The organism is Acinetobacter sp. 12966 (genome assembly GCF_031196995.1).
In the GTDB taxonomy this organism is placed as follows: domain Bacteria; phylum Pseudomonadota; class Gammaproteobacteria; order Pseudomonadales; family Moraxellaceae; genus Acinetobacter; species Acinetobacter geminorum.
The window spans coordinates 42,172-58,333 of record NZ_JAVIMC010000094.1; the positions used below are offsets into that span (position 1 = coordinate 42,172).

The window sequence follows — 16,162 nt, forward strand, 5'->3', positions numbered from 1 at the left end:
TTTTTAAAAGTTTATACATCGGCGTTAGGCCATGTATAAACCACCATTTACATGTAATACCGTACCGGTAATGTAACCTGCTTTATCACTTGCAAGGAAACTCACCGCATTTGCGATATCTTGTGGCTCACCTAAACGATTTAAAGCCACTTGATCACTCATTTTTTTGCGAATGTCTTCACTAAGTGCATCTGTCATTTCTGTTGCAATAAAACCTGGCGCCACACTATTTACAGTAATTTGGCGGCTACCCATCTCTTTTGCAAGGCTACGGCTGAATGCTTCAATACCTGCTTTAGCAGCAGAATAGTTCGCTTGGCCTGGGTTTGCAAAATGAGCTACAACAGAACTGATATTAATAATTCGACCAAAACGTGCCTTCGTCATACCCTTAAGCACACGTTTAGATAAACGATAAACTGCTTTAAGGTGAATGTTGAGAATGTCATCCCAATCATCTTCAGACATACGAAGCAACAAATTGTCTTTCGTAATACCTGCATTGTTCACTAGAACAAGTACAGGACCATAGTTCTGTTCAATATGAGAAACGACTGCTTCAATCTCGTCGAGATTACGCACGTCGAGCGCCAAACCTGCACCTTGTTCACCAAAGCTATCACTTAACTTTTGTGCACCAGATTCAGAAGTCGCAGTACCTACAACAAAATAACCGTCTTGAATAAGTTGCTGGGCAATGGCAGCGCCAATACCCCGACTCGCGCCCGTTACTAATGCAACTTTGCGTTCTTGTGTCATGCAATTTTTCCTTCTGCCACTAAAACAGCATTTAGGGCATCTTCCATTTTGCTCTTACTATCAATAGAAAAAGCTTTTTCAATATTTGGTAAACGCTTTGCGAGGTTACTCAATACTGTACCTGGACCACATTCAACAATGTATTGAATACCTTGGTCTTGTAGAGACTGCATGGTACGTGTCCATTGTACTGATTGGTACAATTGTGCAGTTAATGCCTGACGCAATTGAGCAACATCGGTAGCTATTCCCGCGTTGACATTTTGTATTACAGGAATGGTAGGTAGCTCAATGGCAGTTTGTTCCAAAGCTTCTGCAAATTTCTCAGCGGCAGGTTTCATCAACGAACAATGAGAAGGAACTGACACTGGTAAAGCAATTGCTTTAGCTGACTGCTCTTTTGCCAAAGCCATGACTTCTTGTACAGAAGCTGTACTTCCTGCAATCACAACTTGACCTTGTGAATTATAGTTTGCAGCTTCTACAGAACCTTCACCTGACGCACTCACGGTTTGACAAAGTTCAACCACTTTTTCATCAGCCAAACCAAGGATTGCAGCCATAGCCCCTTGACCTTGAGGTACAGCACTTTGCATGAGTTTGCCACGCAAGTTAACCAATTTAACTGCATCCGCCAAGCTCATAGAGCCTGCAGCTACCAATGCACTGTATTCACCTAGTGAATGTCCTGCAAGGAATTTAGGTGCCAGACCACCTAAATCAAGCCATACACGCCATAAAGCGATACTGGCAGTTAATAACACAGGTTGGGTATTTTCTGTTTGGTCAAGACCTTCGCCACTTTGCGCAATATGCCAAAGATCAAATCCAAGAGCATCTGAAGCTTCTGCAAAAGTTTGCCCGACCCCACTAAACTGTTCTGCTAGTTCAGCAAGCATACCGACTTTTTGTGAACCTTGACCAGGAAACACAAACGCAGTTTTTGTGGCTAAAGCTACTTGTTCAAGACGTTTAGCAGACATAAGAAATCCTTTTTTGGGTTTTCACTCATTTCTGGAGCGGAAATTTAACATGTTATTTATATATTTATAATTGCGAAAAACAACAAAAAAAGGGAGCTTTCGCTCCCATTTTTTCTATACTTAAGCATCACGCTTAATGCATATCATGCAATTATTCAGCATCAGCTGCTTTAGCGAATAATTGACGACCACGGTAGAAACCGTCTTTAGTCACGTGGTGACGACGATGAGTTTCACCAGTTGCTTGGTCTACTGTTAATGCATTCTCGGTTAAAGCGTCATGTGAACGGCGCATGTCACGGCGAGAGCGACTTTTACGGTTTTGCTGAACGGCCATGATGGCTCCTTACAAAGATCGAAAAAATGGATCAGAACAAATTCAGTTGTCTTATCTCACAATTATAACACAAATTATGAGTTAAGTTTACCCTTCAAACCTGCCAAAACATCAAACGGATTATCCCGTTTTTCTTCGACAACATTCTGAATGGTAGGTTGATGTTTATGTTCACAAGCATCATGCTTGGGAGATAAAGGCATCAACAATAACAGTTCATCTTCTAGTAATGCGAGTAAGTTAATCGAGGCAGGCGTATCATAATCGCCTTTCGTCGAAGACTCACTTTCACCTAAAACGATGAAATCAGCATCCTCATCCAAGCGCTCTATCAGTGACTCATCATCCACTAATGCAATATGGAAGTCTAAGACAAGAGGCATTTCAACAGGTTCCAAACAACGTTGGCACTCCATTGGAACTTTCGTGTCCATGTGACCGTCCATCCACACAATGCGATGATATGCATCCATTGATAGCTTACAGTCTATGTTGATCAATTGGTTATCAATTGATCCAACAGCTTCACGAGCGATACGAGCAAAGCGAGACAAGGGCAGTTGACCTGACCATGTAAAGCCTTGTTCAGCCCATTTAAACGGCTCAATCTGTGCCGGAAAGGTATTTGCTGACATAATTAAGGCGGCAATTCTACAAATTCATCGGTACTCTGTCAAAGATTAAGATACAATTTTGCACTTCTTTAGACAGAACTCGGGGTAAATTAAGCAATGCACCTGTTGCAGCCGCAACCTGAAGTTAACACTTCATTACTCGTTTGCACCCATTCAACTCATCAGAACACTCTTGTACCTGACCTAGTGCAACTCTCACCATGGTCAAGCTCAAAATCGGAGTCTGAGCAAGTTGATTGGCTTATTTTACACTTTAATCACTGGTTTTCCCACCATAATGTGACATTAGTTCGTGGTGATTTTGAACCTGAATATTTCCCAGCGACAAATAAAGAACCAGCCAAGATCCAATTTGCTCACGGTTTCTTTAATAGTGCTTTGCATGAAATTAGTCATTGGTCTATTGCAGGCGAAAAAAGACGTCTATTACCAGATTTAGGTTATTGGTATGCACCTGATGGTCGCACCCAAGAACAGCAAATTTTATTTGAACAAGTAGAAATTAAGCCTCAAGCAATTGAATGGTTATTTGCACAATCTTTTGGTCGAAAATTTAGAGTTTCACTCGATAACCTTACAGGTGATAGCGGTGATGGCAAACTATTTAAAGATAACGTTTATGCTCAAGTGCAACGTTACTTTTCGGGTGAAGCCAAGTTGCCACGTGATGCATCAGCATTTATTGGTTTTATTTGCCAATGTACACGTTCGGGAACATCTTTACAATTAAATGAATTTAAACGTGAACTCCTTGATTAATTGACAAAAAAGCTACGTTAATTACTTGCCTAGGCCATTTAAAAAGCCTAATAATTATTTTTAACACTGGCGTGATGGAGTCTCTAAAATATGATGCATTTACATGTACATCCTGAAAATCCACAGCAACGCCTCATTGCCCAAGCGGTTGAACGTATCCGAGCAGGAGATGTTGTGGTCTACCCTACCGATGCTGCCTATGCGATTGGGTGTCAAATCGGTAATAAAAATGCCATGGAACGTATTGCACAGATTCGTGGTTTAGGGCCTAAACATCAATACGCCATTATGTGCTGTGACTTATCTGATATTGCAACTTATGCAAAAGTTGATAATGCGACATATCGTTTATTGAAAGCGAATACACCGGCTATTACTACGTTCATTTTACCTGCAACAAGTGAAGTTCCTCGTAGATTGATGCACCCTAAAAAGAAAACAATTGGCTTACGTATTCCGAGTAACCCAATTTGTCAGGCTTTATTAAAAGAACTTGGTGAACCTCTACTTACCAGTACATTAATTTTACCAGGTCAAGAAGATCCTCTAGATGACCCTTACGATATTGAAAATCAGTTAGATAAACGAATTGATGTATTTATTGATGGAGGTTTCGGAACTCTAACAAGTACAAGTATTGTTGATTTATCGGGTGAACATCCTGAAATTATCCGTCGTGGTGTTGGCAACGTAAGTGCTTTTGAATAAGCACTTACATTTTTTACCAATAGTTTTAAAAAAAGTATTATCACTCAAAAAAATACTCTTTATTTATTTTGGATTTTTTTTACACTTTAGTCGTTAAGTAATTTATTAAAAGACACAATTCATTTAGAATGATTTTCACTATCTGCTGTTCTTCTACTTACAGCTGTCTAGGACTTGAATAACAAGTCTCATGCTTTTGAAAATTCGCGTGGCTTATAATCGTAATGAATCAATCACTTCATCAATCCATGGAAGACGCTCCACACATCCGTGTTTTAGATGAGTGGCATGACAAAATTCCAGAAGATCTCTATATACCTCCAGCTGCATTTGAGATTTTACTCGAGCGGTTTGAAGGTCCATTAGATTTTTTAATTTATCTGATTCAGAAAAACGGTTTCGATTTAATTCAACTCGATATTGCTCCTATAGCGACTCAATATTTGGCCTATATGGATAGCATGAAATCTTTAAATATCGAGTTGACAGCAGATTATATGGTGATGGCTGCTTTATTGGCTGACTTGAAGTCTCGCCTACTTTTACCAAAACCTACAATTATAAGCATTGAAAAAGACCCTAAGCAGGAGCTTATTGATCGTCTTGAAACCTATCTACGCATTAAGCAAGCAGCTGAGCGTTTAGGGCAAATGCCAATTCTTGAGCGCGATACATTTAGTGCCAATGTAAGCTTAGGACATATCTCTCCTGTTTATGAAGGTTACGATATCTCAGCGCTACATGATGCGTTGTTCTGTGTATTTAATCGCCCTGAACCTATTACCCATGTTGTCGCTCAAGAACCTGTTTTGCTCGAAGAACGTATTGCATATATTGAAGAGAAATTAGAGTCTGGTGATGTGTTAAGTTTTAAAGAATTACTCAATCCCCAGCAAGGTCGTATGGGAATGGTTGTTACATTTATGGCAGTTTTAGAATTGACTCGCCAACAGAAAATTAAAATTATTGCCACTGGTATTGAAGCCCCGTTAGCAATTCAAGGATCTTCAATATGAGTAGTTTTGAACAAAATAATAATGATTTGTCATTAGCTGACATTCATCATGAAGTCTTATTACAACTTGAAGCAATTATCTTTGCCAGTGAAGCACCTGTTTCAATTGCCCGCTTAAAAGAAGCATTTAACAATCAATATAATAAACAACAGCTTCGTCAGCTTTTGCAGCAGCTCGCGCTATTACAACATGGTCGGTCTATTGAGCTGATTGAAACAGCACAAGGGTTTCGCTTTCAGGTAAGATCTAAATATCGTAGTATTATTGCGCAAATTTGGCCAGAGCGACCAACAAAACTGTCGCCTTCATTACTAGAAACCCTGGCTGTCATTGCTTATCATCAACCGGTTACCCGAGCTGATATTGAACAAATTCGTGGTGTATCTAATAATAGTCAGATTCTTAGAACACTATTTGACTGGAACTGGATTAAAGAAGCCGGTTTTAGAGATTTACCCGGAAGACCTGCGTTGCTAATTACAACGCCTCAGTTTCTGAATGCTTTTGGTCTAGCCTCTCTAGGCCAATTGCCTCCCCTACAGAACGCCAAGGAAGCCTTTATGGCTCTCGATGCAAATGCACCGAAATCATAAAGAGGTGGACTGTTGATCATTATGTCTAAGGTTGTGCTGTCATGAGTGAAAAATTGCAAAAAGTATTAGCGAGAATCGGATTAGGTTCCCGCCGATATATGGAAGAGGTTATTGCCGCAGGACGCGTGAGTGTAAACGGTCGTGTTGCCCAAGTGGGTGAGCGCATTGAACCAGGCGATGAGTTACGCATTGATGGCCGTAAAGTTCAGTTTCAGATTGAAGACGAAATTCGTCGTCGCGTACTGATTTATTATAAGCCTGAGGGTGAAATCTGTTCACGTAATGATCCTGAAAAACGCCCAACCGTATTTGATCATTTACCACAAATTGCCAATGACCGCTGGGTAATGGTAGGTCGTCTGGATATTAACAGTACTGGTTTATTACTATTCACAAATGATGGCGAACTTGCTAACCGCTTAATGCACCCATCTAATGAAATCGAACGTGAATACGCTGTTCGAGTAATGGGTGAGGTAACGCCAAAACTACGCCAAAACATGGTTAACGGAGTAGAGCTCGAAGATGGTCCTGCCAAATTCGAATCATTCTCTGAAATTGGTGGTGAAGGTATTAACCGCTGGTACCAAGTTGTAGTAAAAGAAGGTCGTAACCGCGAAGTACGTCGTATTTTCGAATCGCAAGATCTTAAAGTAAGCCGTTTATTACGTACACGCTACGGTACAGTTATTTTACCGCGCGAATTACGTACTGGTCGTTGGATGGAACTCGACAAAACTGACATCGATAACTTAGCCAAATCGGTTGAGTTAAAGCCACGCCAAGGTACAGGTCTATTTGGTATGGCAAAACGCCGTACTGATCGTATGACTGAAAAACCAATGGCAGCACGTCGTGGCGGTTACTTACGTCAACAACGTCGTGATGATGAAAAAGAAGCTCCTGTTAACACAGGGAACCAACGTAAAGCGACTGGTTTTAACCGCGGTTCGAAGAAATTCTAAAATATTCATAAGATGTAAAAAAACCGCTCAAATTTGAGCGGTTTTTTATAGCCGTTTGACTTAATTCATTTTTGCCAGCTCAATCCATTCAGCTTCGGGGAAATGAATTGTTAAATAGTCTTTCAAGTAATTTGAAGTATCTTGAGAAATTAATGGATCTTTTGATTCATCTTTTAGGTTATATACCAAGGCTTGTAATTTCAACCCACGAGACTTAAGTGCTTCAAGACTAAGCAAAGTATGGTTAATACTTCCCAAACGACCCGATGTTACTAAAATAACGGGAAACTGGTGCTGAGCAACATAATCAATGGTCAGCAGACTGGTGGTTAATGGCACCATTAAGCCTCCCGCACCTTCCAACAATACAATTTCAAAACGCTCCGCCAATGTTTGGGTCGCATCTTCAATTTTTTGAAAATCAATTTCTCGGTTATCAAGACGTGTTGCAAGATGAGGTGAAGCAGGATAACTGAAGATTTCAGGCATGGTTAGCTTGTCATGATCTTCTTGAAACCAGCCCTGCCCCATAATTTCACGATGCTTTTCAATATCCTCAGAAATATCAGCGTTACCTGTTTGAATGAGTTTTTGGGTAATCACTTTTTTACCCTGCTCAGTCCATAATTTTGCTAAGAAACCTGTCGCGTAGGTTTTACCAATTTCGGTATCAATCCCACTCACAAAATAGATCTGGCCACTCATTTACTTCATTCTCCGGGCAATACAATAAATCGGATGATATGTTAGGGAATATCCCTCGACACACTTAAACCGATCATAATCTTGATAAAACTGTTGTAAAGTTTGCTTAGTCCAACGATGCTGCGCCGTTGCTGTTACACCTGTTGCTTTTAAATGTTGCAATACGGCTTTAGGTGAATCGAAATAGAGTTGAGTTTCTGATTCTGACAAATGCAAAATCTCAAAACCAGCCTGAATTAAGACACTATTCCAATTTTCAACTGACCAATAACTTAAACCTTGTCCTGTTAATTCTTTAATCTCTAATAAATTTTTAGATCCAAAGGTTGAAAAGCACAACCAACCTCGCTCAGTTAAAGCCTCATTACAACGTTTGAGTAAGTGCGGTAAATCTTGCATCCACTGTAAAGCTGAACCTGAAACAATCATATCGAGCTGCTGGGGAAAGTCTAAAGTTTCAACATCCCCAATCAACCATTTTAAATTTTCTTGATGACTAAAGTGCTGCTGCACATCTGCATATAGATCATTCAAAATTAACTCTTCAAACTGAAAAGATGTAGCAAGAAGACGAGTTAAATTGCCAGAACCACAACCAATTTCAAAAACACGCGACATCATACGCGGGCAGAACTGCTGAACTAAACCTGTTAAATTTTGGCAAATCTGCTTTTGAACAATTGCATGCTCTGAATAGGTTTGTCCTGCTTTGGCAAAACGCTGGGCAACTAAGTTTTTATTCAAACTCACAGAAAACCCACCAATGCTTCAAGTTCATGTTGCTCAACCATTGATGTTAAGGAAATACGCAAACGCGAACTATTTTTAGGTACTGTTGGTGGACGTACAGGCATGGCATAAAAACCGCTTTCCTGAACCTGTTTCGCCTTATCGATAGCAGCCTGACTTTCTCCCACAATCACTGGAATAATATGGCTGGTCGATGGACTCACATACCCCTTTTGCACCACTGCTTGTTGAAGATATTGGCTAATATTTTTTAAATGTTCACGTTGAGATTGAGCGTTTAATACTTTTTGAAAAATAAAATTTGCCCAAGCCATAACAATCGGAGGTTGAGCAGTACTAAAAATAAGCGGGCGCATTTTATTAATGAGATAATCTTTAATAATTGGATGGCAAATAATATAACCACCGACTGCTGCTAGCGCTTTACCCAAGGTACCAACTAGAAAATCAATTTCCTGAATTACATTATATTGTTCGGCACACCCTAAACCTTGCTGTCCACGTACGCCAATTGAATGCGCTTCATCGACATATAACATGGTTTTAGAAAAGCGTTTTTTAAGCTGGACTAAAGCGGTTAAATCTGTTTCATCGCCATCCATACTAAAAATACTTTCCGTGACCACAATGATTCGTTCAATCTGGTCATCATCATGATACTTTTGTAGAAGTTGCTCTAAATGCTGCAAATCATTATGTCGATAGCGCACATACTGGGCACCAGACAAACGGATCCCATCAATCATACTGGCATGAACTAACTTATCCGCCAATATTAAAGTTTTACTATCAGCAATAGCTGGCAAAATACCAATATTCATATGGTAGCCACTATTAAATAATAGTGCCGCTCGACCGCTAAATGCTTGGCTTAGGCTATTTTCTAATTGTTCATATTCGTCAAAATTTCCCGTTAATAGACGTGAAGATGAAGAACTAAAATAGCTACGCTCAATTGGAAAGCTATCTAAAAACTCGTGACGAAGATTGATATCAGCAGCCAACCCAAGATAGTCATTTGAAGCTAAGTTGAGCATCGTTTTATTTTGAATTGTAATAAAACGTCCGTGCTGCACATTTGGGGTAAATTGTCTAAAGTTACCTTGTTGCTTTAACTCATCTAATTCGGCAGAAAAATGATCAAGCAATGACATCTTAATTCGCTCCCTGCATCGTTTGAACAACTTCAACCAACTGTTCGAGCAAATAGCTTAACTCTTGATGCGTGATGACATACGGTGGCATCACATAAACCAATTTTCCAAAAGGACGGATCCAGATTCCGCGGTCTACAAATTGTTGCTGTAAGGTTTTCATATCAACATTAAAGGTGAGTTCTACTACACCAATTGCACCCAGCACTCGCACATCGGCAACATAATCAAGCTGACTTAAAGGCGTTAAATATTGGCTAAGCTGTTGTTCAATTCGCTCAATATTAGCCTGCCAATCTTGCTCAATTAACAATTGCGTACTTTTCAAGGCAACGGCACAGGCAAGTGGATTGGCCATAAAGGTTGGGCCATGCATAAACACCCCAGCCTCACCGCGACTAATGGTTTCTGCAACCTGCTTTGTCGTTAAGGTAGCAGATAACGTCATGTAGCCGCCTGTTAGCCCTTTACCTATGCACATAATGTCTGGCTCAACTTGTGCATGTTCCCAAGCAAAAAGCTTACCCGTGCGACCAAAACCAGTCGCAATTTCATCGAAAATTAATAACAGATTATATTGTTCACAAAGTGCTTTCGCCTGACGTAAATATTCAGGATGATAAAAACGCATACCCCCTGCACCTTGTACAATCGGCTCAATAATCAGTGCAGCAAGGTTTTCATGATTTTGCTGAATAGCTTGTTCTAGGTCAGCAATATCTTCTTGATTCCACTCTTCATGAAATTTGGTTTGCGGTGCTGCTACAAAAAGACGGTTCGGTAAACTTGTACCAAAAATCTGATGCATGCCTGTCACTGGATCACAAACAGACATCGCATTCCATGTATCACCGTGGTAACCAGAACGCGTAGTAATAAAATTTGTTTTTTGTGGTTGGCCTTGTGCTGTCCAGAATTGCACAGCCATTTTCAAAGCAACTTCAACGGCAACCGAACCTGAATCTGCATAGAAAATTTTATCGAGATTCGGTGGAGTAATTTTTAAAAGAATTTTTCCAAGTTCAATGGCAGGATCATGAGTTAAACCACCAAACATGATATGCGACATGTTCTGTAATTGATCCGTCACTGCCTGATTGAGTTCAGGGTGGTTATAGCCGTGAATTGCACACCACCATGACGACATACCATCAATTAAAGTTGTACCATCATCTAGTTCAATCGTTGCCCCATAGGCACGTTTAACTTTAAATGTTGGTAAAGGTTGGGTCATTGAGGTATATGGATGCCAAATATGTTCCAAATCAAAATTATCGGTCATCCTCTATACCCTTTTACAGCAATTAAATCTTTCATTTAGCACATGTTAAACCTGTTAAGAATGAAAGAAAATTGCGAGATCCACCAAAGCTTATTAACTTTGCTGATGAATTGTTAAAAATTGGCAGATTTCTTCAATTGTTCGGTCCATTTCTAGATATGGAAAAGCATGAGTAGCGCCTTCTAGCACTTTATAATTCATGTTTTCTGTTGTGATATTCTTGAAATTTTCAATAATTTTGCAAGGAACAACATTATCTTGCTCGGCAAACACATGAAGCTGCGGACCTGGGTAGCTTTTTATGTTATCTACCAAATTTAGTTGTTCAAGCATTTTCAAACCCACTGATAGCAATTCACTTGAAGGAGGATTTGCTATGTTTTGTATGCTTACCCAATCTTGTTTGGCCTGAGATGAACCGAGTGTAATTAAATAATAAAAACGCTTTAAAGTGACTTGCGGGTTTTGAAAAAAAGAAGCTTTAAATTGACTAAACACATCAGTAGGCATTGCAGTTTGCCAATCAGGGTGTGCAACAAAACAAGGATTTGAAGCAAGTGTAATTAACGTTTTAGTTTGCCCTGTTCGTTGATAAAAGTTGTCAACCAGTTGAGTTGCTAACTGTCCACCTAAAGACCAACCTATTACTACATCAACCTCAGACACTAAATCAAGCTGTGCTTGAAAGTTACTATCTAAAATATTAAAAATATTAATAAGTTGTGTCTCAAAACCCATTTTTTCCAAATGCAATTTAAGGGATTGCAAAGGTTCGACACCTACTCCCCAACCTGTAATTAATAAAATTTTATTTTGTAACTTCATATGCCTGCTCAAAGCCGATTTTATAAGGATTATATAATAATATCGATTTAAAATATCTTTTAAAATCAACATAAAAATTAGATTTCAAAAAGTAAAATCAACTATTTATGAGTATTTAATATTCTGAAATATATTGATAAACAAGACCTGCATTATTCATAGTAAACATACAAAAATTTAATTATCTAAACATTGAAGCCAATCAAAAAACAACATACTCCACACTTCACCTATAAATCCATTATGCAATGTAATTAATGTTAATACTTATGTTTTTTTATTAAAAGAAATGACTCATCAATTCATTTTAATGCTAGAAGATTAATTATTGATCAAAAAGTATTAGGAAGGCTAATATGAACAGTCAAAACACAATATTTGATGGGAGAGAAAAAAATACATCTTTTGTTACACCCAACGATATTATAAATAACTTATCTTTCGATAAAAATTACTGCTTATTTTTGGATATTGATGGCACATTAGCACCCTTTCAAATTAATCCTGAGCATAGTTTTATTCCACAGACTACATTAGAAGTTATAAAAAAAATTACTAAATTAAATATACCTGTTATTGCTGTAACAGGTCGTGATGTAGATACTGCAAGAAAACTACTACATCCTATTGAAGTTCCAATTGCTGGTTTACATGGTTTAGATATTTATTTTGATTCAGGAAATTATATTCGACCAGATTTAAGCAGTATTAATTTCAAAAAATTAAAACAAGATATTCTCAAAAATTGTGATAAACACCCCGAATTATTAATCGAAGACAAAGGATATTCTATTGCCTTACATTATCGTAAAAATCCTAATTTAGAAAATAATGCTATTAATATTATGCAGCAAATTAATCTCAATTATCCCCACTTAAAAATAAATAGAGGAAAATTTGTTATTGAATTAATTCCAAACCAAGCTGATAAAGGTAGAGCAATTGAGACTATATTAAATCACCTTAATTTACCCTGTGTATTACCTATTTTTATAGGTGATGATTTAACAGATGAATCTGGTTTCACTTACATTAATCAGCAAGCTGGCCTTAGTATTAAAGTAGGTCCAGGCGAAACACAAGCTAAATATAGATTAAAAGATATCGATAGTGTCGCGGATTTTCTTCTTTTATTTCAAAACAAAATAAAAAGCTTATATGTCAAAAATAGCCAAAATCAGAATGGAGAAAAATTATGTCTAAATTAATCGTATTATCGAACAGAATAAGTATGCCATCGGGTAAAGCTTCGGCAGGTGGTCTTGCTGTAGCTGTACAAGATGCACTAAATGATAGTAACGGCATCTGGTTAGGCTGGAATGGGCAGCAAATTACCGATAGCGAAGCGCCAGAATTTGAGCAGGCTTATTCTCAAGGAATTGACTACATTACCTGTCCCCTCACTCATCAGCAATATGCCCAATATTATTGTGGTTTTGCTAACAAAGTTTTGTGGCCAGCAATGCATCATAGAGATGATCTAATTGAATATGATGCAGAAGAATATAAGACGTATCAAAAGGTTAATCGCTTATTTGCTCAAAAGCTAAAAGAGCTTGCTCAGCCTGAAGATCTTATTTGGGTGCACGATTACCACTTTTTTAGTGTGGCTCGCTATTGCCGTGAATTAGGCATGCAAAACAAAATTGGTTTCTTCTTACATATTCCTTTTGCCAGTCTAAATATTTGGCACAAAATTCCGGTAGCCCGTGAGTTAATTCAAGACTTGAGTCAATATGATGTTATTGGCTTACAAACTCAGATTGACCAAAATGCCTGCATGCAGACTTGTCTGAATTTACTCGAAGCTCAAAAAATTCAAAGCAACAGTATTAGCTACAAAAAACGTCAAATATTAATTAAATCGTACCCAATTGGTGTTCAGCCTGAACTTATACAAAACCAAGCCCAACAAGATTTGGCAACCTCTTCGGTGTTTAATTTTGAAGAAATACCACGTCAAAAGACAATTATTGGAGTTGATCGCATTGATTATTCAAAAGGTTTACTTGAAAGATTTAATACCTTTGCAACCTTTTTGGAAACCAGCCCCGAATATCATGGCTTAGTTCGACATCTTCAAGTGGCAATTCCTTCTCGTACCGATATTCCAGCTTATCAACGCTTATACCAACGTTTTAAAACCAAGCTAGAGTTAATTAACGAAGAGTTTGCACATGAAGACTGGAGACCTGTAGATTGCTGCTATGATACGGTACAACACCATAATCTCATGCACATTTATCGTCATTCAGATATTTGCTGGATCAGTTCACTACGTGATGGTATGAATCTAGTCGCTAAAGAGTATATTGCGGCACAAGACCCAGAAAATCCAGGTGTGCTCATTTTATCTAAATATGCTGGTGCTGCTGAACAGATGTCTCAAGCATTGATTGTTGATCCGCAAGATAGAGCCGCAATGATGGATACTTTAAAAATGGCTTTAGAAATGTCTAAAACTGAGCGTATTAATCGTTATCAACAATTGATAGAGGGATTAACATCATCTGATCTTACCAATTGGCGAAACAATTTCTTGGATGATTTAGAAAAGACACCAACTTTACTAATGAAGCCTCAGCGCTTATTACAAGATAATTATCAATCTATTTATCAGGTTCTATAAATCTAAATAAAAGAACCTCGAGAAATTAAATTTCTCGAGGTTCGCTATTTGGTGATTATTATTTATAAATTAATTTGTCTTTACTAATGTAAAACGGTTAAGTAAAGCAATAATAAATAGTAATACAGCTACTCCTGTTAAAACCGTACTTAAACCAGTCCATTCTCCAATTAAACCGATTAAAGCTGGCCCACTTAATGAACCTGTATAGGCAATTGTTGATACTAAAGAAAGTGCTGCTGCTTTAGGCATATTGTTTTGTCGACCAACACGAGAAAACATCACGGGTACAATATTAGAACAGCCTAGTCCTAATAATGCATAGCCCAATACAACCACTTGCCATACGGGTGCCGTTACAATAACAGCCATACCAATAGCGGCTCCAATTGCACTATAAGTCACAATATTTTTTTCACCCCATTGCTTAAGCAAGATATGACCTGCAAAACGACCAGTCGTCATACTAAGCGCAAAGAAAGTGTAAGCTAGACCAGCAAAAGCAGGATTAAGCTGATATTTACTTGTTAAATAAATACCCCCCCAGTCCATTGCTGCACCTTCTGATAAAAAGGCAATAAAGCACATCATACCAATAAGCAGAATAATGCCATCAGGACGATAAAATTTTTTCGGTGCTTGAGTTGTATCTTCATGTGGCTTTTCATCCTGTTCAAAAGACGTTAAACAAGAAGGAATAGCAACGCCACCAATAACAAGCAAAATCATAACAACTGATAAAGTGCTCATTAGAGGAGAAAGGCCTACGGCTAATAGTGCTGTCACAAGCATAGCGCCTGTTAAGCCACCAAGACTGCACATTCCATGGAAGCTCGACATGAGAGCTCGCACACTATGTTTTTCAACAACTACTGCTTGTAAGTTGATAGCTACTCCAAGACATCCTGCTGCCGATCCAAAGATAAACAACGCTACAGCCATGGTCACAATGCTGCTCCATATCGTAAGGCTAGGCAATAAGACCATTAACAACATCAATGCCAAAGCAATTAACGGACGACATCCCCAGCGCTTTACTAAAGCACCAGTCGCAGGCATAGCAATCATTGAGCCAATACCCATACACAGCAAAAGTAAACCAAAATCGGCATGATTTAGGTTTAAACGCTGCTGTGCAAAAGGAATAAGAGGTGCCCAAGCTGCAGTCGCAAAACCTAAGCTAAAAAAGCTTAGTCGTGTTGCAAGACGCTGTGTGCTTAGGAGAGTAGCTGTATCTAAAACAGCAGGTTTGGTAAATAACATATTTCGCGAACTCACCATAAAATCATTGGCGATCCATACCAACCGATTTTCCATAGAAAAACCCTTGCCTCATTAAATTTCTAGGCAAGGGTTTTATTGGCGAAATTATATACAATTTCATAAAAAAAACAGGGGGTATGATACAATTTTTCTGACTTTTTTGTAACTGCTAAAGCCTTATATAGTAAGGCTTTGAATATGTTCAATTTGACAAAATTAACATCCAAGTTAAGACTTCATTTTATTAAAATGAGTCAATAAAAAACCCAGCCTTAGCTGGGTCTTTTTATTAAATTTGAGATTGAATATAGTTTTGTAAGCCAATCAACTCAATTAAACGTAATTGCTTTTCTAACCAGTATGTATGGTCTTCTTCAGTATCTGATAATTGTTGACGCAACATATCACGACTAATGTAATCGCCCTTCTCCTCACAAAGTTTGATACCTGTCGCTAACTTTTCGCGAACATGATATTCAAGCGCCAAATCAGCTTTTAAACAAGATACAACGTCTGTACCAACATTAATATCTTCACGATGCATATTTGGTTTAGCACCTAAAAACAATACACGGCGAATGATCGCATCAGCATGAGAAGCTTCTTCTTGCATCTCATGATCAATACGTTCATAAATTTTATTTAAACCCCAATCTTCATACATACGAGAATGGATCAAATATTGATCACGGGCAGCCAATTCTCCGCCAATGAGCATATTTAAATAGTCTATGACTTCTGGATTGCCACGCATAATAAATCTCCTATCGTATAAAGACTATTATGGGCAATCTTAAAA

Annotated in this window: 18 protein-coding genes; 7 read left to right on the plus strand and 11 right to left on the minus strand. The window is 38.3% G+C overall.

Going from position 1 to position 16,162, the window contains the following annotated elements; genetic code table 11:
- Positions 1-24: 24 nt before the first annotated feature.
- The 4 genes from fabG to RFW85_RS14625 form a co-directional block, all read right to left on the minus strand.
- Entirely contained in the window at positions 25-759 is a 735-nt protein-coding gene (gene fabG / locus RFW85_RS14610) for a 3-oxoacyl-ACP reductase FabG (RefSeq protein WP_002120395.1), read from the minus strand.
- On the minus strand, positions 756-1,742 hold the full coding sequence (fabD, locus tag RFW85_RS14615; RefSeq protein WP_170248382.1) for an ACP S-malonyltransferase: 987 nt from the start codon (positions 1,740-1,742) through the stop codon (positions 756-758). The genes fabG and fabD overlap by 4 nt, the downstream gene beginning before the upstream one ends.
- 151 nt (positions 1,743-1,893) lie before the next feature.
- Positions 1,894-2,079, minus strand: a complete 186-nt coding sequence (gene rpmF, locus RFW85_RS14620; RefSeq protein WP_000290730.1) for a 50S ribosomal protein L32 — start codon at positions 2,077-2,079, stop codon at positions 1,894-1,896.
- A gap of 74 nt (positions 2,080-2,153) precedes the next feature.
- Positions 2,154-2,714 carry a DUF177 domain-containing protein gene (locus RFW85_RS14625; RefSeq protein ID WP_002120393.1) on the minus strand — a complete coding sequence of 187 codons (561 nt, stop codon included), beginning with the start codon at positions 2,712-2,714 and terminating at the stop codon, positions 2,154-2,156.
- A gap of 96 nt (positions 2,715-2,810) precedes the next feature.
- Between RFW85_RS14625 and RFW85_RS14630 the strand changes: the two genes are divergently transcribed.
- From RFW85_RS14630 to rluB, 5 genes are all read left to right on the plus strand, one after another.
- Complete coding sequence (locus RFW85_RS14630) at positions 2,811-3,473, plus strand: elongation factor P hydroxylase (RefSeq protein WP_171545249.1); 663 nt, start codon at positions 2,811-2,813, stop codon at positions 3,471-3,473.
- A gap of 90 nt (positions 3,474-3,563) precedes the next feature.
- Positions 3,564-4,181 carry an L-threonylcarbamoyladenylate synthase gene (locus tag RFW85_RS14635; RefSeq protein WP_170248383.1) on the plus strand — a complete coding sequence of 206 codons (618 nt, stop codon included), beginning with the start codon at positions 3,564-3,566 and terminating at the stop codon, positions 4,179-4,181.
- A 224-nt stretch (positions 4,182-4,405) separates the two neighbouring features.
- Complete coding sequence (locus RFW85_RS14640) at positions 4,406-5,197, plus strand: ScpA family protein (RefSeq protein ID WP_017387236.1); 792 nt, start codon at positions 4,406-4,408, stop codon at positions 5,195-5,197.
- A complete protein-coding gene (gene scpB, locus RFW85_RS14645) occupies positions 5,194-5,790 on the plus strand; it encodes an SMC-Scp complex subunit ScpB (RefSeq protein ID WP_086266038.1) in 597 nt (198 codons plus the stop codon). Before RFW85_RS14640 ends, scpB begins: the two co-directional genes overlap by 4 nt.
- 41 nt (positions 5,791-5,831) lie before the next feature.
- On the plus strand, positions 5,832-6,755 hold the full coding sequence (gene rluB, locus RFW85_RS14650) for a 23S rRNA pseudouridine(2605) synthase RluB (protein WP_016142048.1): 924 nt from the start codon (positions 5,832-5,834) through the stop codon (positions 6,753-6,755).
- 60 nt (positions 6,756-6,815) lie between these two features.
- On the opposite strand, the gene bioD is transcribed toward rluB, so the two are convergent.
- The 5 genes from bioD to RFW85_RS14675 all read right to left on the minus strand — a co-directional run bounded on the left by bioD (position 6,816) and on the right by RFW85_RS14675 (position 11,471).
- A complete protein-coding gene (gene bioD / locus RFW85_RS14655) occupies positions 6,816-7,460 on the minus strand; it encodes a dethiobiotin synthase (RefSeq protein WP_170248384.1) in 645 nt (214 codons plus the stop codon).
- The gene (gene bioC, locus RFW85_RS14660) at positions 7,461-8,210 is read right to left on the minus strand and encodes a malonyl-ACP O-methyltransferase BioC (RefSeq protein ID WP_170248385.1); all 750 of its coding nucleotides are present in this window, start codon (positions 8,208-8,210) and stop codon (positions 7,461-7,463) included.
- Positions 8,207-9,364: an 8-amino-7-oxononanoate synthase gene (locus RFW85_RS14665; protein ID WP_170248386.1), complete on the minus strand. Its 1,158-nt coding sequence runs from the start codon at positions 9,362-9,364 to the stop codon at positions 8,207-8,209. The genes bioC and RFW85_RS14665 overlap by 4 nt, the downstream gene beginning before the upstream one ends.
- A gap of 1 nt (position 9,365) precedes the next feature.
- Positions 9,366-10,646 (minus strand): adenosylmethionine--8-amino-7-oxononanoate transaminase, encoded by a 1,281-nt coding sequence (gene bioA / locus RFW85_RS14670; RefSeq protein WP_170248387.1) that lies wholly within the window; start codon positions 10,644-10,646, stop codon positions 9,366-9,368.
- Positions 10,647-10,739: 93 nt separating this feature from the next.
- Entirely contained in the window at positions 10,740-11,471 is a 732-nt protein-coding gene (locus tag RFW85_RS14675) for an alpha/beta fold hydrolase (RefSeq protein WP_170248475.1), read from the minus strand.
- A gap of 356 nt (positions 11,472-11,827) precedes the next feature.
- Between RFW85_RS14675 and otsB the strand changes: the two genes are divergently transcribed.
- Both otsB and RFW85_RS14685 read left to right on the plus strand, forming a co-directional pair.
- Complete coding sequence (otsB, locus tag RFW85_RS14680; protein WP_309171637.1) at positions 11,828-12,679, plus strand: trehalose-phosphatase; 852 nt, start codon at positions 11,828-11,830, stop codon at positions 12,677-12,679.
- Positions 12,667-14,100, plus strand: a complete 1,434-nt coding sequence (locus RFW85_RS14685; RefSeq protein ID WP_216076529.1) for a trehalose-6-phosphate synthase — start codon at positions 12,667-12,669, stop codon at positions 14,098-14,100. The genes otsB and RFW85_RS14685 overlap by 13 nt, the downstream gene beginning before the upstream one ends.
- A 69-nt stretch (positions 14,101-14,169) precedes the next feature.
- Here the strand turns inward: RFW85_RS14685 and RFW85_RS14690 are convergent, their stop codons facing one another.
- Together RFW85_RS14690 and bfr are read right to left on the minus strand one after the other, a co-directional pair.
- A complete protein-coding gene (locus tag RFW85_RS14690; RefSeq protein WP_119685059.1) occupies positions 14,170-15,363 on the minus strand; it encodes an MFS transporter in 1,194 nt (397 codons plus the stop codon).
- Between the two features lie 289 nt (positions 15,364-15,652).
- Positions 15,653-16,117, minus strand: coding sequence for a bacterioferritin (bfr, locus tag RFW85_RS14695; protein WP_001214863.1), 465 nt, complete (start codon positions 16,115-16,117; stop codon positions 15,653-15,655).
- Between the last annotated feature and the right edge of the window lie 45 nt (positions 16,118-16,162).